Origin of the sequence: Mesorhizobium sp. BR1-1-15 (genome assembly GCF_020165475.1) — a bacterium.
GTDB lineage: Bacteria > Pseudomonadota > Alphaproteobacteria > Rhizobiales > Rhizobiaceae > Mesorhizobium.
This window is the reverse complement of record NZ_JAIUIF010000016.1, coordinates 59,822-83,599: the sequence shown is the minus strand read 5'-3', so window position 1 is coordinate 83,599 and position 23,778 is coordinate 59,822. Positions and strand designations below refer to the sequence as shown.

The window sequence follows — 23,778 nt, the reverse complement described above, 5'->3', positions numbered from 1 at the left end:
GGCGGTGCCTTTCTCTGCCCTGAAACCATGGGCACGGCTGCGGGAAGGAACCCATGGAGGGTACTTGCGAGCTACTTGAGAGTTTTCTGCCGCTGGAATTACTCGGTAGAATTCACGCACTTCGAGCGGATGGCCCAGTAGCCGTCGAATTCCAGGCTGCAGTGGTGTTTGTCGATGTGTCCAGATACACGGCCTTGGTCGAGCAACTAGCACGACGGGGGCAAGAAGGACTTGAAAGAATCCCGAGCCTGCTTAGTCATTCCTACGCACGATGCGTAGAGCAAGTATACAATCGTGGAGGCGAGATTTTGTACCTCGCCGGCGACGAACTGCTAGCCTACTGGTCGGCGGATGTCCGCGGACTTGAAAGCGCGGTGCGAGCGGCGACAGCCTGTGCCAAGGCAATCTGCGGCGGCCAGAACGAGCGTTTGGAGGACGGAACAGCTGAAATCGCACCCGCGCTGCATGTTGGAGTAGGGGCGGGGGCCCTCTGGGCGGCGGCTTTAGGCGGTCAGCCGGTCTGGACTCTCTTTGCAGGCGGAGATGCCATCATGCAGGCCGCTCAGTCCCAAGCGGCTGCGCGCCGATGGGAATATGTACTTTCCGACAAAGCCAACTTGGCCCTTGCGCAGCCGTCTCAATCGCGGCGCAGTCGGCCTACGCTGGCTTCTCCGCCTCCGGGCTGGCTGGCAAGGTTTTTGCCTTTGCAGCTCAGGGACCTGCTGTCCGAAGCCGACTTGCGCTCAGTTGCCGCGGACAGCGCCGTTGCCATCCGTTCCGAAGAAGATCGTCCAACGACCGCCCGCTTAGACGCCCTGGCGGAGATTAGGCCGATCACCGCCCTTTTCGCGCGAATTGCCGGACTTGACCATCGTCAACCTCAGGCGCTTGCGCGCTATCAATTGCTATGCGCGACCCTCCAGGAGGATCTGCGTTCGCGCGGTGGGCCGGCCGGCGAGTTGCTCTTCGACGACAAAGGTCTGATTTTCTTTGCGACGTTCGGAGCGCGAGGCAGTTTCCACCGCGACGATCCTTGCCGTGCCGTCGATGCTGCTCGCGCGATCCGTCTGACGGCCCAACGCTTGGGCCTCTCCGCGTCGATGGGCGTGGCTACCGGCGATGCGCTTTTTAGTGTTGTCGGAAGCGCACGTCGGCGCCAGCTGATGGTGATCGGCGCGCCCGTGAATCGGGCGGCGCGGCTTATGACGGCGGCATCGGCAAACGTTCTCTGCGATGCACCAACAGAGCGAGCCAGCCGGACGGCGTTTTGGTTCGAAGAACACGGCACGTTGCAACTGGACGGACTTGGGGACATGGCAACGGTATTTTGTCCCATGGATCCGCGCGCCCCGGTCCAACCTCTTAGTCCGCTGATTGGTCGGCAGAGCGAGCTGGAGTTCCTGAAACGTACGTTCGAGGAGACCCGCCGTGGAGGCAGGCGTTTGCTCGTTGTCTTGGGTGAGTCGGGCATTGGAAAAACCGCTTTGATCAGAGCTTTCACGGACGAACTGCGCTCAACCGCAATCGAGGTTTTGACCGCGCGCGCCGAACGTGACGATCGCCGGACATCGCTCCTGCCATGGCGGCGGGTGCTTGTGTCCCTTCTCGGCCTACCGTCCGACAGCGATGGATTTGCGGTGCTTGATGTCGTCACACAACGGGTTCAAGGCAACTCGTCGCTCGTTGGGCGACTGCCCTTGCTAGGTGATGTTCTGAGCATCGAAATTCCCCAAAACGACGGGACGCGACATCTGGAGGGACCTCATCGCGCTGATGCCACCATGCGTCTTTTGGGTGATCTCATGGATAACTTGGCACCGCGCCCGTTGGCATTGGTCCTGGAGGACAGTCAGTGGCTGGATTCGGCATCGTGGCGCCTCGTCGAGTGGGTTCTCTCATCTCTGTCCTCGTTGCTTCTGGTCCTGTGCGTACGCTCGGACGAAGTTCCGGAGGAGTTAAAAAACCTACGAAGGCGAGCCGAGGCCACAAGAAGGAATACATCCGGAACGGAACCTGACGATCCCGCGCGCCTGTGTCGTATCCTGGATCTTGAGGAACTCAGCGAGGCGTCGATTTGCGAACTGGTCGCCCGCACGCTCGGGGATGTGCCCCCACATGGCGAACTGGCGCGCCGGGTCTCGGCCTTAGCCGGTGGCAATCCGTTTTTCGCCGAGGAGATAGCGCTGACATTAAAGAGCCAGGGGCTCATCGCCATACGCGATGGTTTGTGGTGTCCGATCCGCCCGCTCGAGAGCCTTCGATATTTCGAAGGTGTCGATCGGGTCATTCGGGAGCGCGTTGATCGATTGGAGACCTCAGTCCAGCACGTTCTCAGGGCTGCGGCCGTGATCGGGCGTTCATTTACCGGCGAGGCCCTGGCGACGTTGCTCGAGGGCGAGTTGGATCACGACGGTGTGGGTGCAGCTGTCGAGTCGCTCGTGGCGGCGCATCTCGTGCGTCAGGGCACTGGATCAGGGAACTACGAGTTCCGTCATGATCAAATCCGAGACGTCGTTTATGGCTCAATTCCCAGTGAAGTGCGACAGCGACTTCATGCAGCTCTGGCCGCTTGGATCGAGTCGAGCCAGTCGGCCGCCATGGGCGCGGATGTCGCGGCCCTCGTTCAGCATTTTGAGGCCGCCGGAAACAATTTCAAGGCAGTTGGATATGCCAATTTGGCAGCAATCAAGGCGCTGCAGGTCGGTGCGTTTCGAGAGGTCGAGGCGTTTCTGGAAATCTGCTTGAGATACGAGTCGAAGCAGCCTTGGAGTGCTGAGCAAAGACTTCAGTCGGTGCGTTGGCGCAGGCAGCTCGGCGAGGCCCATTACAGTCGTGGCGACCTCCATGCTCAGGGCATTTCGGTGAGGCGCGCCCTCACCTTGGCGGGCACGCCGGTTCCACGTTCCTCGGCAGCCCTTTTGATGCGGCTGCTTGGGGGTGGAATGCGGCTCGCGTTCCAACAAGTGTTCCCTCCTTCGCTATGGTCAACTCAGGGTGGTGTGCTGGACTCCTGGGAGCGAGAACTAGCTCGCTGCTTTAACCAGGCGGCGGTCGTGGACTATTTCGAGCTTCGCTTTTCGCGAGCGTTTTCCCACACCGTCGCGGCTGTCGCCCATGCGGAGCGCACGGGGCTCACCATGGAGATGGTGATCGCGTCCGCCCAACTGGCATGCGGGCTGGGAATTCTGGGGCGCCGGCGCGCTTGCAACTACTTCATGGCAAGGGCAGAACGGGTGGTGACTGCGCTCGCCGATCCAGCGGTCCATGCCCACCTGTGTAATCTCGATGCGCTCTGGCGCATCGGCCGCTGCGACTGGCTGATGGTAGATCGTCGTCTGGATCAGTCTCAAGAGCTGTGTCTAAAGGCGGGCGATCAACTAAGTTGGTGCAACGCCCAGGCCATGCGCTTCTGGTCAATGTACTACCGCGGTGAATCGGGTGCGCTGGAGTACACCGCCCAAGCGCTGCTCTCCCGCGCACAGAACAGCGGAAACCTCCAGCAAGAGATTTGGGCGCTCCGATGCAAGTCGTTGTGTGTGCTCCACACGGATAGCCCCCGTGAAGCGGTCGACATCCTTCGGCTGACCACGTCCGCTATGGCCGGATCCGCTGATCTCGCCGACTTGGTCTCCGCCAAAGGGTCGCTTGCGCTCGCGCTTGCACGGGTCGGGCTCCATGCTGAGAGCCTTCGGGCTGTGGTCGAGACGCTACGCCTGCTGCGCGAGATGCGTCGGCCGACTGTGCACAGCACACTGCCCGGCATTGCCGGCGTGTGCGAAGTGCTTCTGCGCGGCAGGGAGGCAGGCCTCTCGCGCGAGTACGACCAGTGGCGCCACTGGGAGCGCCAAGCGCTGCATGAGCTCAAGCGCTACCGCCGCGCGTTTCCTGTCGGCACCGCCCAATATGGGCTGTGGGTCGGCGTGGCCCATTGGCTGGACGGACGCGGTGACCGCGCCGTCTCTACTTGGCGGCAAGCACTCGCGGCTGCGCGGCGCCTCTCGTTACGCAGGGATCAGTCGATCATTGCGGCCGAGCTGAGGCGCCGGCAAGACAAGACCTAAGATACTCTCCTGCGTTGGAGTTATCCGATCGGCAACTTGGGGGCGACATGGCTTTTGGCGGCGCGAACGAAAGAAATGATCTGCCGCGCCTTGCACGGATCGATCCGCGCCTGTTCGATCTTCTTTTCGGCGGCTGCAAGGTTGAACGCCACGCGGCGGGCCAGATTCTCTTCGTCCAGGAAGATCCATCCGATCGTATTTACGGGGTTATGAGCGGGACGGTGGAGATCTCGATGTATTCGCCGGGAGGCCGGAAGCTGGTGGCCAATATCGAGCTTTCGCACAGCTTGGTCGGAGAGATCGGCGCGCTCGACGGGCGCTCGCGCACCGCAACCGCTACTTGCCTGACCGTTTGCGATCTGGCCTCGCTCGGTCGGAAGCAGCTCTTCGATCGGATCGAAAAAACCCCACCTCTGGCACGCGCCATGATTGAGCTTTTGTGCGCACGGCTGCGTTGGGTCAGCGGCGAACTTGGCGATCAGGCTTTCTTCGGCATTGAGGCCAGGCTGGCAAAGCGACTGGCCTTTTTGGCCGGCGTTATGGCGGATGGCTCAGGTTGGATACCGATCTCCCAGTCCGAACTGGGGGAGTTCCTGGGCGCCACGCGCGAGTCCGTCAACAAGACGCTTAACGATTGGCGCAACCGTTCGATTATCGCAATCAAGCGTGGTGGCCTGCGCATAACGAATGCCGGTGCGCTTCGTCACATTGCCGAGTCACAGGACGATGACTGATGTCGCCATTCGCAATCGGCGCGCGCATCAGAGCCGCGAATCAGATTGCGCAACGAAGACCGGATCGGCATGAAGGGATAGTCCTCCACCTGTCGTGGTGACGAACTGGGAACCTCCGTTCAGCATCCTGACGCCGTCCCAGGCGATTGGACCTGCCACGGCTGTCGCGCGATCTATGGTGGGGCTTTTCTCAATAGTCCGTCGGTCAGTCGGTACCCGCTCAAGGAGGCAGAGCGGTGGCGCTAGCCACCGCTCTTATCTGGATCAATTCCGGCAGTCCGGGCTGACAGGATCGTACTGGTGTGGGCTGACCCCCATGCACTTGGAGTTCGAAGCGCCACCAGGCAATCCGATCGACCCGGTCGGGAAGCCATACACCGCTTCTTCTGAAGCCAATGAATGTTGACCCTTCAAGTCACCCGGGGCTTCGAAGTCACCATTGTCGGCTCGCAGACTGTGGACGAAGGTCGAGTCGATCGCGAACGAAGGCACCGTGAGGATGAAGAATGCAGACGCAGCTGTAATGATCTTATACATGTTTCTCTCCCTTTGGTTGATGGCATCACAAAATTCGTGATGAGAACGAAATTGGCTTAGTTTAAAAACCAACTTCCTCTTCGGGCTTGATCTTTGCTATTTTCTTTATGATCTGTCCGAAAGAGAGACTAAATTGCCTGCTCTGTCATCTCTTGTACGCCGCGGGTGAGATTTGTATGTGAAGGAATTCACGCAGGGTGCTAATATGATCGACGGGACGCTTTTCATTCCCGCTGCTTCAGCACCGGGATCGGAACGAGGGACATCGGCTGGTACTGAGCCAGTCTTCGAAGGCCCGCAAGATCAGTCAAGTCGATGAAGCGCGCGTTGCTGGTGATAAGCTGTTCGGCGCGCAATTGCTGAATGATGCGATTGAGATGGGGCACGCTCAACCCGAGCGCGTCCGCCATGATTTCCTGTGAAAACGGCAGATCGAAACTTGCTTCGTCGGCGCGTTCGACTTCCAGGAGACGCGCGTGAATCTCCAGCAAAAGGTGCGCCAACCTTTCAATCGGAGTGCGCCGACCTAGATTGACGATGTGTTCCGCATAAGTCGCTGCCTCTTGGGCGGCGAGCCAACTTAACACCAGACCGAATTGGGGCTGCTCGTAGCAGAGACGAATGTACGCGTCGAACGAGCAGACGGCGTAGGTCAGTTCGCTCACGGCAACGACCGAACAAGTGGATCGATCGAAAAAGCTGACCGGGAATCCAATGACATCACCGGGCAGGATGAGCTTCAGGATTTGCCGCCTGCCGCTGCGCAGCAACCTGTAGCGGATCGCGTAGCCGTCTTTAACAAAGCACAGGTTTCGGAACTCGGAGCCGTGAACGACGAGTTCCTCCCGTTTCCGAATGGTAAGATCGCGCTCGAAGATTGCCTCAAGACGTTTGATGTCTAGCGAATCCAGCTTCATTGCACGTGTCAGTCGGGTCACGATCGGGTGGCCGGTCAGCGGCATGCCATGCTCCAAATGTTCATGACCTTCAACGAAACTTTCCTATGCTTATTAATCCAGATCAATGAACAGAATTATCAAACGAAAGTTGTATTGACTGGCAGGCCTACGCCACTGCGAATGCCCATGCAAATAGGCCATTTTCAGCGTTTCGCTGGAAAAAACCGGTTTGCGGGAACAACAAATGAGAGCCGTCCGACGGCTCCACGCTAAGGAGGAACAGCTGATGCCGCTCGACGATCAAAATACTTCCAATATATCCCGCCGCACCATGCTGCACGCGGGCGCAGGTCTTCTCAGTAGTGCCGTTCTGCCCTTATCCAGCTTTGCGGCTTTTGCAGCCGACGACAAGCCCGCGATAGGCACCTGGCCGGCCGGGTCGGCGGGCGACACCGTCCACATCGGAGCCGCGGTGCCCCTTACCGGTGCCTATGCCGTGCAGGGTGCTGATGAACTTAAGGGCTGGCAGCTGGCGGTCGACCACATCAACAACGGCCATGAGTTGATGAAGGCGTTGGCGCCGAAAGTCGACAAGGGGTTGCTCGGCAAGAAGGTCGAGCTGTTGTCCGCCGACAGCGCGGCCAAGCCAAATCAGGCCGTCGAGCTCGAGCAGAATTTCATCCACCAAAACAACATCATCCTGATGACCGGCTCGACTTCATCAGCGGTCGCGGTTGCGCTCAACAAATTCGCGCAGCGCGAGAAGATCCTCTACGTCGCGGGCATCTCCGGCTCAAACGACACGACAGGCAAGGACTGTGTCCGCTACGGCTTCCGCCAGAACTTCTACGGCCAGACCGCAGCCAACGCGATCGGCCCGATCCTTCTGAAGACCTACGGAAAGGGAAAGAAGGCGGCATTCATGACGCCGGACTACACTTACGGTCACACCGTCACCAAGTCGGTGAACGACTACCTGACCTCTCAGGGCGGATGGGAGATGGTGACGGACCAGGTCTCGCCGTTGGGCACCCAGGATTTCAGCCAGTATCTCACCAACATCGCCAATTCAGGCGCCGAATTCATTGTCAACGTCAACTGGGGCCGCGACGCAGTGCTGTCGATCCAGCAGGCCAAGCAGTTCGGCCTGACTCCGAGCATGAAGATGGTCATCCCCTACCAGATACCCTTCCTTGCCAAGGAAGTGGGCCCCGAACTGACAGCCGGGGTTTTTGCCGCTACCGATTTCTGGTGGACCCTGCAGGACAAGTATCCGCTCGCCAAGCAGTTCGTGGACGCGTTCCAGCAAAAGTTCGGCTATCGGCCGGAATGGGGCGCCGAAAATGCCTATGTCAGCTTCGCTCATTGGGCCCGCATGGTGTCGCAGGCCGGTAGCTTCTATCCGCCGGACGTCATCAAGCAATACGAGAAGAGTGAGACCATCCCTTCACTCGTCGGCGACGTTCACTATCGGCCGGAAGACCATCAGTGCGTGCGACCGGTCGTACTCGTCCAGGGTAAGGACCCCAAGGACATGAAGAGCGACGACGACTACTGGAACGTGGTCGAGGTGGTCGATGGCGCGCCGCTGATGCAGAAGCCTGACGAGTTCGGCTGCAACCTGGGCAGCTACACCTGATATCCCGCAGCGCCTTCTCCGCCCGCCACGGGTGGAGAAGGCGCTCGCACCGGGACTGGCTCTGGCTGGACGCAGACGGTTCGTCTCCCGGCGGTCGGTGGAATGTCGATTGTTCGCGACTTATCAACCAAACCCTTGCTGGCGCGAGGGCAGGGCATATTTTTCATGATTAAGGTGGGCGCAGAGTGATCAACTGGGCAAATTTCATCTCGCAGTGCTTCAATGGGCTCGTGCTCGGCGCGCTTCTGGCGCTGATCTCCTCCGGGCTGACCATCATCTACGGGACGCTCGGCGTCCTGAACCTTGCCCATGGCGCGATGTTCATGCTCGGAGGCTATGCCGGCTGGCTCGCCTACACCTACACAGGTTCATTCCTCGCCGCGGTGGCGGCCGGATCGCTGTTCGTGATGATCGTCGGGGTGTTGATCGAGCGGCTGATCATTCGCCATTTCTACACGCGGCCGCTCGAGGACCAGCTTCTCGTCACGTTCGGGCTCGGCATCGTCTTCGTCGAGACGGTCCGCTTCTTCTTCGGCAGCCTCTCGCGCACGGTGCCGCCGCCCGCCTCGCTGGTCGGCATCACCCATCTGGGCTTCATGGTCTATCCCACCTACCGATTGGCGCTCCTCGGCATCGTCGCCCTGGCGCTGCTGATGCTCTATGTCGTGCTCTATCGCACCCGCATCGGGATGATCGTGCGAGCAGGCATCGAGGATTCGGTAATGGTCGATTCGCTTGGAATCGACGTCTACAAGATCTTCATGCTCGTCTTCGGCATCGGAGCCATGGCGGCCGGCTTCGCCGGCATTGTCAATGCACCCGTGGTGTCGATCGCGCCCGATGTCGGGGAAGCCATACTGGTCCAGACCTTCGTGGTCGTGGTGATCGGCGGCGTCGGTTCCTTTCCGGGCGCGATCCTCGGCGGCCTCATCGCCGGCGAAATCATCAGCATCACCTCGATGTTCAATCCCGGTTATTCCTATGTCATGCTGTTCGTGGCGATGACTCTGGTGCTGGTGCTTCGCCCGCACGGGCTGCTCGGCACGGCAGGGCGCGAGTAGATGCGGTCGCCATGAACATCAAACATCCCTTCCTTGTCGAGCTTCTGACGGCGCTGGCGCTCGTCCTGGCGCCGTTCGTGCTGCCCCATCTCGGCTTTTCGCCCAGCACGATCAATCGTATCCTTATATGGGGCCTGTTCGGGATCGGCTTCGACATCCTGTTCGGCTACACGGGATTGCTGTCCTTCGGCCAGTCGGCCTTCTACGGTACTGGCGGGATGTTCGCCGCCTATCTCCTGACTGAAACCGGCTTCTCCTATGTCATGGCTGCCATCGTCATGGGCGCCGTCGTGTCGGGTGTCGTCGGCTATGTGATCGGCCTGATCGCCCTGAGACGCACCGGCATCTATTTCGCCATGATCACGGTGGCGATCGCCGAAGTCTTCTTCTTTGTCGAGTTCAATCCGCTCTCGGCATTCACAGGCGGCGAGAACGGCTTGCCTGGCGTGCCAACCCCGGTCGTCAACCTCGGCTTCACGGTACTCGAATTCAACACCGACTGGACGATGTATACCTTCCTGGCGTTCTGGTATTTCGTGGGCATTGTCGTCGCACTTCGCATCGTACGCTCGCCGGTTGGCGCGATCCTTTCGGCAATCCGCGACAATCCGCTCCGCGCCGCGGCGCTCGGCCACGACATACACGGCTACAAGCTCACGGCCTTCGTGATTGCGGCGATCTATGCCGGCTTTGCCGGCGGCCTGTTGGGCGTCATGCAGGGCTTCATGCCGCCGGACGCTTTCATGTTCGACACGTCCGGCCAGGTCGTGATGCAGACGGCGATCGGCGGTGCTGGCACACTGTTCGGGCCGCTGGTGGGCGCGACGGTGTGGCTGTATCTGAGCGACTTTTTCCAGAACACATTGCATCTCGGCGCCACATGGAAGTTGGTGCTCGGCATCGTTTTCGTGCTGCTGGTCTGCTTCCTGCGGCGCGGCATCGTCGGTGCGATCGTCGATCTCTATGGGTTGACCGGCGGCCGCAAGCGCATCGAACGGGCCAATACCGCGGTCGAGAGTGCGCCGCACGTCGTGACGGTCGTCGAACCGATGCCGGCGCGCCGGCATGGCACTGCGCCAGCATCCGGACCGATCCTGCAGGTGCAGGGCCTAACCAAACGCTATGGCGGCATCACAGCCAACAGCAACATCGACTTCAGTGTCGATCATGGGGAGATACGGGGCATCATTGGACCCAACGGCGCGGGCAAGACCACATTCTTCAAGATGCTCACCTGCGAGATCGCGCCGACCTCCGGCCGCATCATGCTGGCCGGCCGCGACATTACGGGCATGGGCGTGTCCGAGGTGTGCCAGCTCGGGCTCACCAAGAGCTACCAGATCAACCAGCTGTTCGACCGCCTGACGGTGCGGCGGAACCTGATGATTGCCGCGCTGGGCGAGGCGCGTGGAAAGTTCCGGCTTGACCTGTTCAAGAGTATCCACAGCGTTCCCGGTCTCAATGAGCAGGTCGAGCGAACGGCGGCGCTGGTGAACCTTACGGCGCGGCTCGATCGGCCCGTTTCGGAACTGGCCTATGGCGAGAAGCGGCGGCTGGAAATCGGCCTTGCGCTGGCGACGTCGCCGAGCCTGCTCCTGCTTGACGAGCCGCTTGCCGGCATGAGCCCGCGCGAGCGCGTCGAGACCGTGGCGCTGCTCAAGTCAATCGCGCGTGGACGCACGATGATCATCATCGACCACGACATGGATTCACTCTTCGAGCTGGTCGAGAAAGTGACCGTCCTGCAGGAGGGCAGGGTACTGGTCGAAGGCATGCCCGCTGAGATCAAGACCAACGCAAAGGTGCAGGAAGCCTACCTCGGCGGGGTACATGGAGAGGTGGCATGAGCCTGCTCGAAGTCAGGGCGTTGAACAGCTATTATGGCGACAGTCACATTCTGTTCGACGTCTCATTGAGGGTCGAGAAAAACGAGGTCGTGGCGCTGCTCGGGCGCAACGGCGCGGGCAAGTCGACGACGCTGAAGAGCCTGATGGGCGTGGTGACGCCACGAGCCGGCTCGGTTGAGCTCGACGGGGTTGAGCTGGTTGGCAGGAAGGCGCACAGCATCGCTCGGGAAGGCATGCAGCTCGTGCACGAGAATCGGCGCATCTTCGGCAGCCTGAGCGTCGAGGAAAACATCATTCTGGCCGGATTGACCGCCGACGACCGCTGGCCGCTGGAACGTATCTACACGATGTTCCCACGGCTGAAGGAACGGCGCACCAGCCGGGGCACGGATCTCTCGGGTGGCGAACAGCAGATATTGGCCATAGCCCGTGCATTGGTGCGCAACCCGAAGATCCTTCTGCTTGATGAACCCTTCGAAGGACTTGCTCCAGTCATTGTGCACGATCTGGTGCGCGCCTGCCGCGAACTGGCCCAGGCAGGGCAGACAATCGTGCTGGTGGAACAGAACATCGCCGCGACGCTGGCGCTCGCGAGCCGCGTTTATATCATCAACAACGGCCATATCGCCCACGAGGGCCCGGCCGCCGAGCTCAAGACACAGCCGGGGCTGCTGCAGCATCATCTCGGCGTCTAGGGGCGAGCAGCCGCGGATGGCGTTCGACTTCCGACCGCCTTCGGCCATCCGTGCTTCATGCCGGCGACTATCCAGGGCCATCGCTTGCAGGACCATATCGCCTTCTGGCACCAGCCGCTGATCGCCGGAAATATCAGGACAGTCTCCAGGTTGGAGTCGGCCTGGATGATTGCCGACCTGCCGTGTTGGAAAAGAGAGGCACCGTTCGATTTTCGAGGAATTTCAAGTCGAGCCGGCGCCGGCTTCGGCGGCAATCGAGCAGATGATCGCGTGGAACCCGGAACGGATCGTGTCGACGCACGGTTGATGGTCTCCGGCGGTGCGGTGGGCGAACTGAGGCGAGCCTTCCGCCGGGTCTTATAAAGAGTGTTTCGCCGGCTTGTGCACCGCAAACGAGCGCTCTGATATTTGGCGCGAGGACACCGAGATGACTGAACGACCGGAGAGATATCGAAATGCGATTGTCCCTCATATCTACGTCGACGGGGCGTCGGATGGGATCGCGTTCTACGAGCGGGCATTCGGAGCGATGGAATTGTTCCGAATTGCCCACCCAGGCGGCAAAATCATGCACGCCGAGATTTTGATCTGCGGAGCCGTGATCATGATCGGGGATCCGGACGAGAGACTATACGGCGAGCCGCGGACACTTGGTCGCTGCACAGCTGGCCTTCACATCTTCACTGATGATAACGCGACCTTGCTGCGGCGCGCGGTCAAGGCTGGCGCGGAAGAGATTCAGCCACCCACGAATATGTTCTATGGCGCCAGTTCCGCCACCGTGCGCGATCCCTTCGGCCACGTCTGGGTGCTCCTGTCGTGGAGGGAGGACCTCGATCCGGCAGAGATGGAACGGCGCGGGAATGCGCTCCTGGCCTAAAGAAGAAAACGCCGGCGACATGCTAAATGCGGCTGTTCGCTGTGCGGCTCGTTAGTGAGAACCGGCTCGAAAACCTCCGCGAGGCAGTGAGCTTCGCCCGAGCGGCGTCGCAGCATTCTCCATAGGACGTGAGAGGTGTGGGGCATCGAGATTGCTCCCGGATCTCTGAACCCGCAGCGTCAATCATTCAGATGCTTCGCGTCAGGCATCGGCCTTTGCCGCTTTCCATTCCGCCGGCTCCGCCCCGCGCCATTCGGTTTCCCCTGCGGCGTGCCGAGCAGCACGCGAACGGCGATTTCATGAAGCGGTTGCGCGGCGCCTTGGACGACGTAGTCCAGGCTGGAGCGATCGGAGATCAGGGTCGGCAGGCGCAAGGTGCCGATCAATCCTTCCGCCTCGAAGCGGGAGCGTAGAAGTTCGTAGAGTCCGGCATTGCAGGTAAACGGGCCGGTGATGAACGCCTTCTCGGGGAAAAGCAGCCTGCAGGCGTTCCCCAGCGCGCGCGCCATAAGATCGACGGCGACCCGGATTTCGGGAATATCCGTCAGCTCCATCGTCTCGATTTGGCTGGAGAGGAGTTCCTCCTCCCCCGAAGCCCACGGATATATCTCCCGTATGACCGGCAACAGGGCTGACAGCGAAGCTGCTGTTTCGAGACAGCCCCGGTTGCCGCATCCGCAGGGGCGATCCTTGAGCACGTTGAAACGCCAATGGCCGATTTCGCCGAAGGGGCCGCCCTGGCGCATCGGCGCATCGTCGCTGCCGCGATAGGCCAGGCCGATGCCCCAACCCCAATGAAGAATGAAGGCGCCTTCCAGTCGTTCCATGCCCGGCACGGCGTATCGGGCGCTCAATTCGACATCCAGTTGGCGAAACAGGAACACGCGCGGCGTGATGCCATCGAGCGCCTTGCCGACGTCGAAATCGCGAACGTTCGGCCATCGCGAGGTCAATATCCACGTCCGGGTCTTCACGTCCACGATGCCGGAAACGGCAACGGACGTTCCGACATGACGCATGCCAGACGGGCAGCTGCCGAGCAGACCGGCGACAAGGTCACGCATCGTCGCGGTCATGCGGGCCGAATCGGCGTCGGACGGAACATGGGCGGTTTGCCGGGCGAGGACACTTCCGCGGAAATCGACAAGGACGCCAACCAGTTCCTGGCTGGAAACAAGAAGGACGGTCGCGCCCGCGCAACCGGGGTTCAAAACGATTTGCGCCGGTGGGCGGCCACGGCCGCTCACCTGGCCGACGCTTTGCTCGATGATGCCCCTGCCGACGAGGTCGGCGATGGCGCGCGAGATCGCCATCGAGGTCATGTCCAACTCGGCGGCAAGTGCGGCGCGGGATTTGCCGCCGCCTTCGTGCAGGCTGGCGATGACGCGTGCGCAGTCGCGTTGGCGGGCGTCCTCGAAATCCGCGGTGTAGAGCGTCAACATGCCCGGATTCTTTTCCTTTCGCATTTCTGGATAACATTATTCAAAAATGGCTTGCAAGCGGTATCAAGCCGTGTACTCTCCGCGTAAGGAATCTTGGCGATCGGCCGCAACATGATTACTCCCGGTCTGGTCGACATGCAGGTCAATGGCTTCGCCGGCGTCGATTTCAACTCGGGGACCCTGACGGCGGCGGAACTCGACGAAGCGCTGGAGGCCCTCCTGGCGTGCGGCGTGACAGCGTGCCTGCCGACGATCATCACGGCAAGGCCGGACGAATTGTCGGCGCGGTTCAGCGCTCTCGACAAGGCTGTCTCCGAAAGCCGCCTCGGTCCCCTCATGTGCCCCGGCTATCATCTGGAAGGTCCGTTCCTCAATCCCGCCCCGGGTTATTCCGGATGCCATCCCGCCTCGGCGATGACCGCTGCGGATCCTGCGCTCATTGAGCGCCTGCAGTCGCTGCTCAAGCGCCCGATCCTTTTGACGACGCTGGCACCCGAAGTGGAAGGTGGCATTGCTTTCATTAGGGCCATGAACCGGCACAACATCCTTGTTTCGATCGGCCACTCGGCTTGCGGTTTTGAGCTCGTAGCGCAGGCCGCGGCGGCTGGCGCTGTCCTTTCCACCCATCTCGGCAACGGGCTGCCGCAAACCTTGCCGAAACTGGACAATACCCTGTTTGCCCAACTGGCCGAAGACCGTCTCGCCGCGACATTCATCGCCGACGGGATTCACGTTCCGCCAGGCGCGTTGAAATCGCTGGTCCGGGCAAAAGGGCTGGACCGGTCGGTCCTGGTTACCGATGCCGTTTCGGCGGCCGGTGCGCCGCACGGATCTTACGAATTTGCCGGAATGCGGGTCGAGAGCCGCGCCGATGGCTCGGTCCGCGTTCCTGGCGGCATCGGGCTCGCCGGGTCGGCGCTGCGACTGGACGACGCCGTGCGCAACCTGGTGCGCTGGGGCATTGCCGGTTTCGCACAGGCTGTCGATATGGCCTCGGCAAATGTGATGGCGCTGCTGCAGCCGGTGCTGGACGCGCATGGCCTTCGCGTGCCCGCCAGCGAGATCGAGTGGGCGCCGGACATGACCATCACCCGTGCGCGCGTCGGAGAAGAAGAACGCGAATACGACCGGCAAACGACAAAATGGGAAGGAAGACAACCATGACTGCTCGTGAACTCAAGGTGAATCGCCGCACCATCCTTGGCGGCATTGGCGGTACATTCCTCGCCGGCACGACGCGGGCCTGGGCGCAATCACCCAAACTGCCGGCATCGCCGGTCGTCATCTCGGTGATGGACGTGGGCGGCGCGCTGGCGCTTTCGCAGCCGGCCTTCGAAAACTACGCCAAGAAATATCCCGAGCGCACCGAACGCATCGTCTTCACCAAGGCACCGGTGACCGAGCTGGCCGGAAAGCTGCGCGCGCAGCAGGAAGCCAACCGCGTCGATATCGACATGGTGCTGACCGGGTCCGACGGTCTGGCGGCAGGCCTAGCCAACGGCACGTGGATCAAGATTCTGCCTGATTTCAACGACAAGTTCCCCAAAATCGAGGACAATTACGAACCGGCCGCACTGGCCCTGCACAAGAAGCAGGGCGCGGGATATGGCATTGTCGTCAACTACTATCCTTCCGGCCCGCTGATCGAATACGCGCCTGAGCGGGTGAAGGAGGTTCCCGGCTCGGTAGAGGCGCTGCTAGCCTGGGCCAAGGCCCATCCGGGCCGCTTCATGTATGCGCGGCCCACCAATTCCGGCCCCGGCCGTACATTCATGATGGGTCTCCCCTACCTGCTCGGCGACAAGGATCCGCAGGATCCCGTCGACGGCTGGGAGAAGACCTGGGCCTATCTGGCAGAGATCGGCCAGTATATCGACTATTATCCCGCCGGCACCGGCGTCACCATGAAGGAATTCGGGGAAGGCAGCCGCGACATCATCATTTCGACCACGGGATGGGACATCAATCCGCGCGCCCTCGGCATCGTGCCGGAATCGGCAAGGATCGGCACGCTCAAGGGCTTCCATTGGGTTTCGGACGCCTTTTTCATGTGCGTTCCGAAAGGCATTTCCGACGACAAGCTCGCCGTGGTGCTTGATCTGATGGCATTTTTGCTTACGCCCGAAGCGCAGGCTTATTCCTACGATGAGGGCTATCTCTACCCCGGCCCGGCGGTGAAGAACGTGCCTGTCTCCATGGCGCCGCAGCACAGCCAGGACATCGTCAAACGTTTCGGCAGGGACGAGTATGCCAGCCTCATCGCCGACAACCCGATCGAACTGCCGCTGCCGCCGGAAAAGATGATCGCCGCCTTCCGAAAGTGGGACGAATTGGTCGGCGCAAAGAAATCCTGATGCTTCGCCAAAGGCCGGCCGCGTCGAGGGGCTGGCGCTAGGATAGTGCAGCATGCCAGGCACCGGCCTGACGCGGCCTGTCCGCGACGGGACCTTCAGCGCAGCGGGGCGTCATTTGTGTTGCATTCGATACTAATAGACTAATATATCATTCGTCTGGGAGAGCCGGGATGAAAGTGCGGAGATGCCGCTCTTTCAAGGAGATAAATGAGGAGGACGACGATGTTCACGATTTCACGCCGCCAGGCGCTCGGCGGATTGGCCGGGTTTGCAGCGCTGCCCTTTGGCAGGTCATTCGCCGACGAGCTTGCCCTGCCCACTTCGCCGGTGGCGCTCAACATCATTGATGTCGCGGGCAATCTGCAGCTTACCCAGGCGGCAATCGAGAAATTCGGCAAGGAAAATCCGGGGCTCGTCTCCAAGATCACGTTCTCGCGCGCGCCGTCCCCCGAACTGCCGGCCAAGCTCGCCGCGCAGCAGGCGGCCAACCGGGTCGACATCGACCTGGTGCTGACGGGGCCGGGTGCCATGTCGGACGGCATCACCCAGGGCCTGTGGATCGACGTGTGGACGAAATACCCCACTGTGCTGCCCAAGGCTGAGGACGTCTATCTCGACAGCGCCTTGATGATGCAGAAGAACTTCGGCCAGAACGAAGGCGTCGCCGTCGTCTATTCGCCGTCGGGCCCACTCTTCGAATATGCGCCGGACAGGATCAAGACCATCCCCAGGAACACCGACGAACTGCTGGCGTGGGTGAAGGCCAATCCCGGCAAATTCTGCTATGCGCGGCCGGTCAATTCGGGACCGGGCTGGACCTTCCTGATGGCCATGCCCTACATCCTCGGCGACAAGAATCCTTCCGATCCCATCAATGGCTGGGAGAAGACCTGGGCCTATCTGAAGGCGCTGGATGAAGGCATCGATTACTATCCCTCGGGCACCACGGTGACGATGAAGGAGCTGGCCGAGGGCACCCGCGACATGATCGTTTCCACCTTCGGCTGGGACATCAACCCGCGTGTGTTGGGCATCGTGCCGAAGGAGATCGAGACGTTTGCGCTCGAAGGCACGCATTGGGTGCCCGATACGCAGTTCATGTGCATTCCCAAGGGCGTCGCGGAGGAAAAGGTCGCGGTTCTGGTCAAGCTCATGGCCTTCATGCTCGAACCCGCGCAGCAGGCCTATACCTACGACAAGGGCTATTTCTATCCCGGTCCGGCGGTCAAGGGGGTACCACTCAGCGCCGCGCCGCAGGAAAGCCAGGACGCCATCGCAGAGTTCGGCCGCCCACAATATGAAGAGCTGATCAGGAAGTTCCCGGTCGAAGCGCCGTTAAAGCCGGAAGCACTGGTCGCCGCCTTCGAGAAATGGGACCGCGAGGTCGGTGCCAACAAGATGAAATAGCGGACCAATGCGATTTGCCGTGATCGGCATCGATCATCGTCACGTCTATGACCTGATCGGTGGGCTTCTGGATGCCGGCGCCGAGTGCGCCGGCTACGATCCCGCGACGACCGATCCCAAGGTTGCCGCCGGCATCGCCGAGCGTTTTCCACGGATCGCGCCGGTCGAACGACGGCGCCTGATCGAGGATCCCGCCATCGACCTCGTCGTTACCGCGGCTGTCCCCTCCGACCGGGCCGCCATTGCCGTCGAGGCCATGTGGCATGGCAAGGACGTGCTTGCGGACAAGCCCGGCCTGACCACGTTCGAGCAGCTTGCCGCCGTGCGGCAGACCGTGCGTGAGACGGGACGCATCTTTTCGATCTGCTTTTCGGAGCGCCTCCTGACCCGAGCCTCGACGCTGGCGACGCAACTGGCGATGGACGGCGCCATCGGCGAGGTCATCCATGTGACGGGCCTGGGGCCGCACCGGCTCAACCGTGCGCTACGCCCGGCGTGGTTTTTCGATCCCGTGAATTACGGCGGCATCCTGGTCGATATCGCCTCGCACCAAATTGATCAGTTCCTGTTCTATACTGGCTGCGCCGACGCGAATGTCGTTTCAAGTGCGGTCGGCCATTTTGGCGCTCCTGACATTCCAGCATTCCAGGATTTCGGCGACATCCTCCTGCGGGGAGACAAAGCGAGCGGCTATATCCGCGTCGACTGGTTCACCGCCGACGGGCTGCCGACCTGGGGGGATGGACGGCTCATCCTGCTCGGCACCAAGGGCACGATCGAACTTAGGAAATATGTCGACATAGCCGGCAAACCTGGCACGGACCACGTATTCCTCGTCGATGGCCAGGGCACGCGCCATTTCGATGCGTCGGGCGAAAAGATATCCTATTTCGAGCGCCTGCTTGCCGACATGTGCGAGCGTACCGAAACGGCGATGACGCAGGAGCATGTCTTCACGGTCTGCCGGCTGGCGCTCGAGGCGCAGGCGGCGGCGGTCGTCGTGACGGGGCAGGAAAGGAACGCGCGATGAGCAGGCTACGTGTCGCCATGATCGGCTTGGGTCCGGCGGCGTTGCCGCATGCGAAGAGCCTCGTCGATCTTGCGGGCAGGATCGAGGTGAAATGGGCGGCCAGCCGCAGCCAGGCGACGGCAGAAGCCTTTGCCGACCAGTTTTCCTTTCCCGTGACGACCGATATTGCGGCCGCGATTACCGATCCCGAGGTTCAGGCGGTGCTGGTGCTGACGCCGGCCAACGCGCATCTGGCGGTGGCCGAACTGGCCCTTGCCGCCGGCAAGCACGTGCTCGTCGAAAAGCCGCTCGAAACGACGCTGGCGCGCGCCGAGAAGCTGGTCACGCTGGCCCGCGGGGCCGGCCTGCGCCTCGGCGTCGTCCTGCAGCACCGTTTCCGGCCGGCCAGCCTGCGGCTGCGCCAACTGCTGGCTTCCGGCGCCATCGGCACGGTGGAGGCGGCCAGTCTTCGGGTTCCGTGGTGGCGGCCGCAGGCCTACTACGACACCGGCGGCCGCGGCAGCTTCGCGCGGGACGGGGGCGGCGTGCTGTTGTCGCAGGCCATCCACGCCATCGACCTTTTCCGCTCTCTGCTGGGAGAGGTAGAGGTGTTGGCTTCGCAGGTGCGGACGACCGGCCTGCACCGGATGGAGGCTGAGGATTATGTCACCGCCCTGATGCGGCTCGGCAACGGCTCACCGGCCTCGCTGCTCGCCACGACGGCGGCCTATCCGGGCTCGCCTGAAACCATGGAGATTGTCGGCTCGCTCGGCACGGCCACGCTGACCGGCGGGGCGCTGAGCGTCGACTGGCTCGACGGGCGCGAAGAGCGCGTCGAGGCGGAGGGGAAGACAGGCAGCGGCGCAGCCATCATGGACTTCCCCCACGACGCGCATCGTGCGCTGATTGACGATTTCGCCGATGCGATTTCGCAAGACCGCGATCCGGTCGTGACGGGTGAGGAGGCGCTCCAGACACAGCGCCTGATCGCAGCCCTCATCCGTGCGGATCCGGCCAGCAACCAACCCGTATAAGAGCGCTTCCTTCGAACCTCGAACGCTCCAGGATTCCTGGAGAGTGGCTTTCCGCCGCCATCATGCGGCGGAAAGAAAAGCCTGTTTCAGGCGGAGGCGGGCTGCTGCTTTGCCCGCGCTACAATCTGCGTCGGATTGACGAAGCGCAATGCGATCAGCAGCCAGACCAGCGTCGTTATCATATACACCACCGCCATCGCGTCGATCGACTGCACCGCGCGAACGCCCGAGGCGAAGACCGAATAGTACAGCGCCACGACGAGCGTCTGGCTGGTCGGCCCGGCTGTCAGGAAGGTCAGTTCGAACATGCCGATGGTACGCACCAGCACCAGCAGCAGCGCCGCCAAGATGCCCGGCATCAGCATCGGCAGCAGAACATGGAGAAAGAGCTGGAACGTGTTGGCGCCGAAGACACGCGCGGCCGCCTCGATCTTGGGATCGATCTGCTCGATGAAGGGGATCATCACCAGGATGACGAAAGGAACCGTCGGCACGAGATTGGCCAGCACCACGCCCCAGAAGGTGCCACCGACCCCCGATTGGTAGAGCACGGTAGCCAGCGGAATGCCGAAGGTGATCGGCGGGACCAGAAGCGGCAGCAGGAACAGAAGCATGACCAGCTTCTTGCCGGGAAAATCGCGCCGCGCCAGCGCATAGGCCGCCGTCACGCCGAGCAGGCCTGAAAGCGCGACCACGGTGAAGGCGATCTGGAAGGTTACGATCAGGATATCGTGGAGCTGGAATTCCGCCCAGGCGGCGAAATACCAGCGGGTGGTGAAGCCGGCAGGAATCCATGTGCCCAGCCAGCGCGTGCCGAAGGACGACAGGATGACCGTGGCAATCATCGCCGCGAGGTTGAGTACGAAGAAACCCACCACCACCCAGATGGCGGTGATCCAGAGCTTGGCGGCGATGGTTGTGTCGCGGATCATGTCAGCCCTTTCCGCCTGCGGTGCTGCCACGATAGAACAGGTTGCGCAGCATCAGGATGGCGACGACGATGACCAACTGCACACCGGCCATGATCATCGCGATTGCCGAGGCCATCGAGTAGTCATATTGCTCGAAGGCGGCCTGGTAGGCCGCAATCGAGATGACCCGGGTCGGCCCGGCCGGCGCACCGAGCAGAACCGCCGACGGAAAGACGGCGAAGGCCTGTACGAATGAAAGCAGGAAGGCGATGGCCAGGCCGGGGATCAGCAGCGGCAGGAACACATAGCGGAACCGCTGCCAGGAGCGCGCGCCGTGGGTCGCCGCTGCCTGTTCCAGTGCCGGATCGATGCCTGTCACATAGGAAAGCGTCAAAAGGAACGTGAACGGGAAACCGGTGATGATCAGCGACGCGAAAACACCCCAGTAATTGTTGGTGAGTTTCACGGGACTGCTGATGACGCCGAACAACATCAGCGTGCGGCTGAACCAGCCCTGCGGTCCCAGATAGTTGAGCAGGCCTTCCGCTACCAGCACCGTGCCGAGCGTTACCGGCAGCACGAGGATGGTGGTCAGCATGCGCTGGTGCGTCATCAGGCGAACGCGAAATGCGATGGGCAGCGCCAGCGCCAGGCTGATAACGGTGACCGGCACCGCCAGCCACAGCGTGGTGGCAATGGTGTTGTAGAGGAACGGGTCGGTGAAGAAACGCTGGTAGTTGGCGAGGAGCCCCCCTTCCTTCGGCTGGAAGGACAGGAGCAGGCCGTAGACAAAGGGATAGACGAAGATCGCCAGCGTAAACAAGGCGGCCGGAAGCACCAGAAGGGTGACGCCGTCGATCCCGTGCAAGGCCAGCCGCTGGCGCAGAGAAGGAGAGGGCGTATGATCGAGCGTCGACATCGCCATCCTCAGGCCGCGTAGATCAGGGCATGGGCAGAATCGATCGAGAGCGAAACCGTGTTCCCGACCGACGCGGCCTGGCTGGCATGGAAAATCAGCTCGAGGCCGCCCTCGGTGCGTGCCGTGCCGACGAATTCCCGGCCGCGATACTCGATGGTTTCGACCTTCGCATCGAGCGTCCCGACGCCCTTGTCGCTCACGGTGACATCGTCCGGCCTGGCGGCGATCACGGCGTGCGCGCCAACCGCGAGATCGTCGCGCACTCTGCCCGAAAGGCTGACGCCGCCGACCTCGACCGTGGCAATGTCGCCGTCGCGCCGGGTGACCTTGCCGGTTAGCCGGTTGCGGTAGCCCATGAATTCGGCGACGTCGAGATGGTCCGGGCTCTCATAGAGGTCCCGCGGAGCGCCGACCTGCCGGATTCGGCCATCGCGCAGCACGACTATGCGGTCGGCAAGCGACAAGGCCTCATCCTGGTCATGCGTCACATAAAGGGTGGTGGCCCCGAGCTGGTTGTGGATGCGCCGGATTTCCGCACGCATCTCGATGCGCAATTTCGCGTCGAGGTTGGAGAGCGGCTCGTCCATCAGCACCAGCGGCGGCTCGATGACGATGGCGCGGGCGATGGCGACCCGCTGCTGCTGACCGCCTGACAGTTGACCCGGCAGCTTGTGGCCCTGCGTTTCCAGCCGCACCAGTCCCAGCGCCTCGTCGACGCGTTGCGTGATCTCGGTCTTGGGCGTGCCGCGCATCTTCAGGCCGAAGCCGATATTGGCTTTGACGGTCATATGCGGGAACAGCGCATAGTTCTGGAAGACCATGCCGAAGCCGCGGTCTTCCGGCTTAAGCTGGTCGATACGCTTGTCGTCGAGATAGATGCTGCCGCCCGTGGTGGAAAGCAGTCCGGCGATGCAGTTCAGGGCGGTCGACTTGCCGCAGCCCGAAGGTCCGAGCAGGGCGATGAATTCCCCCTTGCGCACGGTCAGCGAAACGTCACTCAGCGCGCTCATACTGCCGAATTTTCGACTCATATGATCGAGGCGGAGTTCGTCGAATTTCGACGAGGCGAGCAGCATCCGTTCGTAGCCCCATTGTTGTAGGCGAACCGGGCGGCATGCCCGGTTCCTATTATGCGCTGAAACTCAAAGGTTTGTCATTTCGCGGCGGCGGCGACCTGTTCGTCCCAGGTTCGGAATGCCGTGACCATCGAAGCTGGCTCCAGCGGCAGTTCGATCGGATTGTTGGCGATCAGGTCGGCATATTCGGTGCGGCCGAATTCGGCGATCGCATCCTGGCTTTCCTGCGGCGCCATGTCGAGGGTGACATCCTTGACCGCCGGGCCCGGATAGAAATAGCCCTCGTCATAAGTATAGGCCTGCTGCTTAGGCGTCAGCAGGAATGCCATCAGGTCCTTGAGCACGGCCAGTTTTTCGTCGCTGACCCCTTTCGGCACGCACATGTAATGAGCGTCGGCGACCCAATGGAAGCCTTTCAGCGCCCCAACCTTGGCTTCCTTCGGCACGACGCCGAGAACGCGCGGGTTGATGTCCCAGCCAGTCGTCGACACAGTCATGTCGCGCGTGCCTTCGCCGAGTTCCTTCATCAGCGCACCGGTGCCGGTCGGATAATATTCGATGTATTTGTGCAGTTCCTTAAGATAGGCCCAGGTCTTGTCCCAGCCCTTGACCGGATCCTTCGGATCGCTGTCGCCGAGCAGATAGGGAAGACCCATCAGGAAGGTGCGGCCGGGGCCGGAATTGGCCGGGCGCGCATAGAGGAACCGGTTCGGGTTCTCCTTGGCCCACGCCAGAAGCTCCTCCGCCGTGGTCGGCACCGTCTTGACCTTGTCGGGCATGTATTCGAGCAGCGGCCCGGACGGGTAGTAGGTGACGACGACGCCGTGGTCCTTGGCCAGCGTCTGCATCCGCGCTGCCGGCTCCTGATAGATATCGGCCAGCTTCGGCAAGGCGCCCGAATCGTCAGGAAGCAGCTTGACCCACAGGTCCATCTCGAGGCCTGCCGACAGCGCATCCGTTCCGGTAAGCACGAGGTCGATATCGACGCGGTTCGCCGCTTGCTGCGCCTTGATCTTGCCCGGAAGCTCCGGGGCCGGCGCCTTGGTGAAGACGATGTTCGAGATCAGTTCCGGCTTGGCCGTCTTGTAATTCTCGATCGCCTTCTGGGTTAGCGCCAGATTGCCGGCGACATCGACGATATTGATGGTGACGGGCGCGGTCGGCAGCTTGGCGGTCTGGGCAAACGCGCGCGCAACCGGAAGCGCCGCCATGCCGGCTAGTCCGCCGACCGCCTGTCGCCGAGTGATCTTGATCATCTTCATCTCCTCCGCTG

The 23,778-nt window shown here is 61.7% G+C and carries 20 protein-coding genes; 13 read left to right on the top strand and 7 right to left on the bottom strand.

Annotated elements, in window-relative coordinates:
- The first annotated feature begins 308 nt into the window (after window positions 1-308).
- Window positions 309-4,061, top strand: coding sequence for an ATP-binding protein (locus LB541_RS23300; protein ID WP_181174442.1), 3,753 nt, complete (start codon window positions 309-311; stop codon window positions 4,059-4,061).
- Window positions 4,062-4,108: 47 nt separating this feature from the next.
- Window positions 4,109-4,795, top strand: a complete 687-nt coding sequence (locus LB541_RS23295; protein WP_140498483.1) for a Crp/Fnr family transcriptional regulator — start codon at window positions 4,109-4,111, stop codon at window positions 4,793-4,795.
- A gap of 264 nt (window positions 4,796-5,059) precedes the next feature.
- On the opposite strand, the gene LB541_RS23290 is transcribed toward LB541_RS23295, so the two are convergent.
- Both LB541_RS23290 and LB541_RS23285 read right to left on the bottom strand, forming a co-directional pair.
- Window positions 5,060-5,332 (bottom strand): hypothetical protein, encoded by a 273-nt coding sequence (locus tag LB541_RS23290; RefSeq protein WP_140498482.1) that lies wholly within the window; start codon window positions 5,330-5,332, stop codon window positions 5,060-5,062.
- Between the two features lie 224 nt (window positions 5,333-5,556).
- A complete protein-coding gene (locus tag LB541_RS23285; protein ID WP_140498481.1) occupies window positions 5,557-6,294 on the bottom strand; it encodes a Crp/Fnr family transcriptional regulator in 738 nt (245 codons plus the stop codon).
- Between the two features lie 223 nt (window positions 6,295-6,517).
- Between LB541_RS23285 and LB541_RS23280 the strand changes: the two genes are divergently transcribed.
- From LB541_RS23280 to LB541_RS23255, 6 genes are all read left to right on the top strand, one after another.
- Window positions 6,518-7,870, top strand: coding sequence for a substrate-binding protein (locus tag LB541_RS23280; protein ID WP_140498480.1), 1,353 nt, complete (start codon window positions 6,518-6,520; stop codon window positions 7,868-7,870).
- Window positions 7,871-8,055: 185 nt separating this feature from the next.
- Entirely contained in the window at window positions 8,056-8,931 is an 876-nt protein-coding gene (locus tag LB541_RS23275; RefSeq protein WP_140498479.1) for a branched-chain amino acid ABC transporter permease, read from the top strand.
- Window positions 8,932-8,942: 11 nt separating this feature from the next.
- Window positions 8,943-10,778 carry an ABC transporter permease subunit gene (locus tag LB541_RS23270; protein ID WP_140498478.1) on the top strand — a complete coding sequence of 612 codons (1,836 nt, stop codon included), beginning with the start codon at window positions 8,943-8,945 and terminating at the stop codon, window positions 10,776-10,778.
- Complete coding sequence (locus tag LB541_RS23265; protein WP_140498477.1) at window positions 10,775-11,473, top strand: ABC transporter ATP-binding protein; 699 nt, start codon at window positions 10,775-10,777, stop codon at window positions 11,471-11,473. The genes LB541_RS23270 and LB541_RS23265 overlap by 4 nt, the downstream gene beginning before the upstream one ends.
- 84 nt (window positions 11,474-11,557) lie before the next feature.
- Complete coding sequence (locus LB541_RS23260) at window positions 11,558-11,836, top strand: hypothetical protein (RefSeq protein WP_140498476.1); 279 nt, start codon at window positions 11,558-11,560, stop codon at window positions 11,834-11,836.
- Window positions 11,837-11,900: 64 nt separating this feature from the next.
- Complete coding sequence (locus LB541_RS23255) at window positions 11,901-12,353, top strand: VOC family protein (protein ID WP_140498475.1); 453 nt, start codon at window positions 11,901-11,903, stop codon at window positions 12,351-12,353.
- A gap of 179 nt (window positions 12,354-12,532) precedes the next feature.
- On the opposite strand, the gene LB541_RS23250 is transcribed toward LB541_RS23255, so the two are convergent.
- Window positions 12,533-13,666, bottom strand: coding sequence for an ROK family protein (locus LB541_RS23250; protein WP_224619718.1), 1,134 nt, complete (start codon window positions 13,664-13,666; stop codon window positions 12,533-12,535).
- A 240-nt stretch (window positions 13,667-13,906) separates the two neighbouring features.
- On the opposite strand from LB541_RS23250, the gene LB541_RS23245 reads away from it, so the two are divergent.
- The 5 genes from LB541_RS23245 to LB541_RS23225 all read left to right on the top strand — a co-directional run bounded on the left by LB541_RS23245 (window position 13,907) and on the right by LB541_RS23225 (window position 19,599).
- Window positions 13,907-14,959, top strand: coding sequence for an N-acetylglucosamine-6-phosphate deacetylase (locus tag LB541_RS23245; RefSeq protein WP_140498473.1), 1,053 nt, complete (start codon window positions 13,907-13,909; stop codon window positions 14,957-14,959).
- Entirely contained in the window at window positions 14,956-16,149 is a 1,194-nt protein-coding gene (locus tag LB541_RS23240) for an ABC transporter substrate-binding protein (protein WP_140498472.1), read from the top strand. Before LB541_RS23245 ends, LB541_RS23240 begins: the two co-directional genes overlap by 4 nt.
- Before the next feature lie 222 nt (window positions 16,150-16,371).
- Window positions 16,372-17,556 (top strand): ABC transporter substrate-binding protein, encoded by a 1,185-nt coding sequence (locus tag LB541_RS23235; RefSeq protein ID WP_140498471.1) that lies wholly within the window; start codon window positions 16,372-16,374, stop codon window positions 17,554-17,556.
- A 7-nt stretch (window positions 17,557-17,563) separates the two neighbouring features.
- Entirely contained in the window at window positions 17,564-18,586 is a 1,023-nt protein-coding gene (locus LB541_RS23230) for a Gfo/Idh/MocA family protein (RefSeq protein WP_140498470.1), read from the top strand.
- Complete coding sequence (locus LB541_RS23225; RefSeq protein WP_224619699.1) at window positions 18,583-19,599, top strand: Gfo/Idh/MocA family protein; 1,017 nt, start codon at window positions 18,583-18,585, stop codon at window positions 19,597-19,599. The genes LB541_RS23230 and LB541_RS23225 overlap by 4 nt, the downstream gene beginning before the upstream one ends.
- Before the next feature lie 86 nt (window positions 19,600-19,685).
- On the opposite strand, the gene LB541_RS23220 is transcribed toward LB541_RS23225, so the two are convergent.
- From LB541_RS23220 to LB541_RS23205, 4 genes are all read right to left on the bottom strand, one after another.
- Window positions 19,686-20,531, bottom strand: coding sequence for an ABC transporter permease (locus LB541_RS23220; RefSeq protein ID WP_140498468.1), 846 nt, complete (start codon window positions 20,529-20,531; stop codon window positions 19,686-19,688).
- Between the two features lies 1 nt (window position 20,532).
- Window positions 20,533-21,429, bottom strand: a complete 897-nt coding sequence (locus LB541_RS23215; protein ID WP_140581312.1) for an ABC transporter permease — start codon at window positions 21,427-21,429, stop codon at window positions 20,533-20,535.
- An 8-nt stretch (window positions 21,430-21,437) separates the two neighbouring features.
- The gene (locus LB541_RS23210; RefSeq protein ID WP_140581311.1) at window positions 21,438-22,505 is read right to left on the bottom strand and encodes an ABC transporter ATP-binding protein; all 1,068 of its coding nucleotides are present in this window, start codon (window positions 22,503-22,505) and stop codon (window positions 21,438-21,440) included.
- A gap of 77 nt (window positions 22,506-22,582) precedes the next feature.
- Window positions 22,583-23,758: an extracellular solute-binding protein gene (locus LB541_RS23205; RefSeq protein ID WP_140513571.1), complete on the bottom strand. Its 1,176-nt coding sequence runs from the start codon at window positions 23,756-23,758 to the stop codon at window positions 22,583-22,585.
- Window positions 23,759-23,778: the final 20 nt, after the last annotated feature.

What these genes read in the sequence shown, in the direction of transcription:
- LB541_RS23285 (WP_140498481.1), bottom strand. Translation starts at nt 6,294, where the DNA reads ATGCCGCTGACCGGCCACCCGATCGTGACCCGACTGACACGTGCAATG.
- LB541_RS23280 (WP_140498480.1), top strand. Translation starts at nt 6,518, where the DNA reads ATGCCGCTCGACGATCAAAATACTTCCAATATATCCCGCCGCACCATG.
- LB541_RS23265 (WP_140498477.1), top strand. Translation starts at nt 10,775, where the DNA reads ATGAGCCTGCTCGAAGTCAGGGCGTTGAACAGCTATTATGGCGACAGT.
- LB541_RS23210 (WP_140581311.1), bottom strand. Translation starts at nt 22,505, where the DNA reads ATGCTGCTCGCCTCGTCGAAATTCGACGAACTCCGCCTCGATCATATG.
- LB541_RS23270 (WP_140498478.1), top strand. Translation starts at nt 8,943, where the DNA reads ATGAACATCAAACATCCCTTCCTTGTCGAGCTTCTGACGGCGCTGGCG.
- LB541_RS23235 (WP_140498471.1), top strand. Translation starts at nt 16,372, where the DNA reads ATGTTCACGATTTCACGCCGCCAGGCGCTCGGCGGATTGGCCGGGTTT.
- LB541_RS23255 (WP_140498475.1), top strand. Translation starts at nt 11,901, where the DNA reads ATGACTGAACGACCGGAGAGATATCGAAATGCGATTGTCCCTCATATC.
- LB541_RS23230 (WP_140498470.1), top strand. Translation starts at nt 17,564, where the DNA reads ATGCGATTTGCCGTGATCGGCATCGATCATCGTCACGTCTATGACCTG.
- LB541_RS23295 (WP_140498483.1), top strand. Translation starts at nt 4,109, where the DNA reads ATGGCTTTTGGCGGCGCGAACGAAAGAAATGATCTGCCGCGCCTTGCA.
- LB541_RS23215 (WP_140581312.1), bottom strand. Translation starts at nt 21,429, where the DNA reads ATGTCGACGCTCGATCATACGCCCTCTCCTTCTCTGCGCCAGCGGCTG.
- LB541_RS23225 (WP_224619699.1), top strand. Translation starts at nt 18,583, where the DNA reads ATGAGCAGGCTACGTGTCGCCATGATCGGCTTGGGTCCGGCGGCGTTG.
- LB541_RS23245 (WP_140498473.1), top strand. Translation starts at nt 13,907, where the DNA reads ATGATTACTCCCGGTCTGGTCGACATGCAGGTCAATGGCTTCGCCGGC.
- LB541_RS23250 (WP_224619718.1), bottom strand. Translation starts at nt 13,666, where the DNA reads ATGGCGATCTCGCGCGCCATCGCCGACCTCGTCGGCAGGGGCATCATC.
- LB541_RS23290 (WP_140498482.1), bottom strand. Translation starts at nt 5,332, where the DNA reads ATGTATAAGATCATTACAGCTGCGTCTGCATTCTTCATCCTCACGGTG.
- LB541_RS23220 (WP_140498468.1), bottom strand. Translation starts at nt 20,531, where the DNA reads ATGATCCGCGACACAACCATCGCCGCCAAGCTCTGGATCACCGCCATC.
- LB541_RS23240 (WP_140498472.1), top strand. Translation starts at nt 14,956, where the DNA reads ATGACTGCTCGTGAACTCAAGGTGAATCGCCGCACCATCCTTGGCGGC.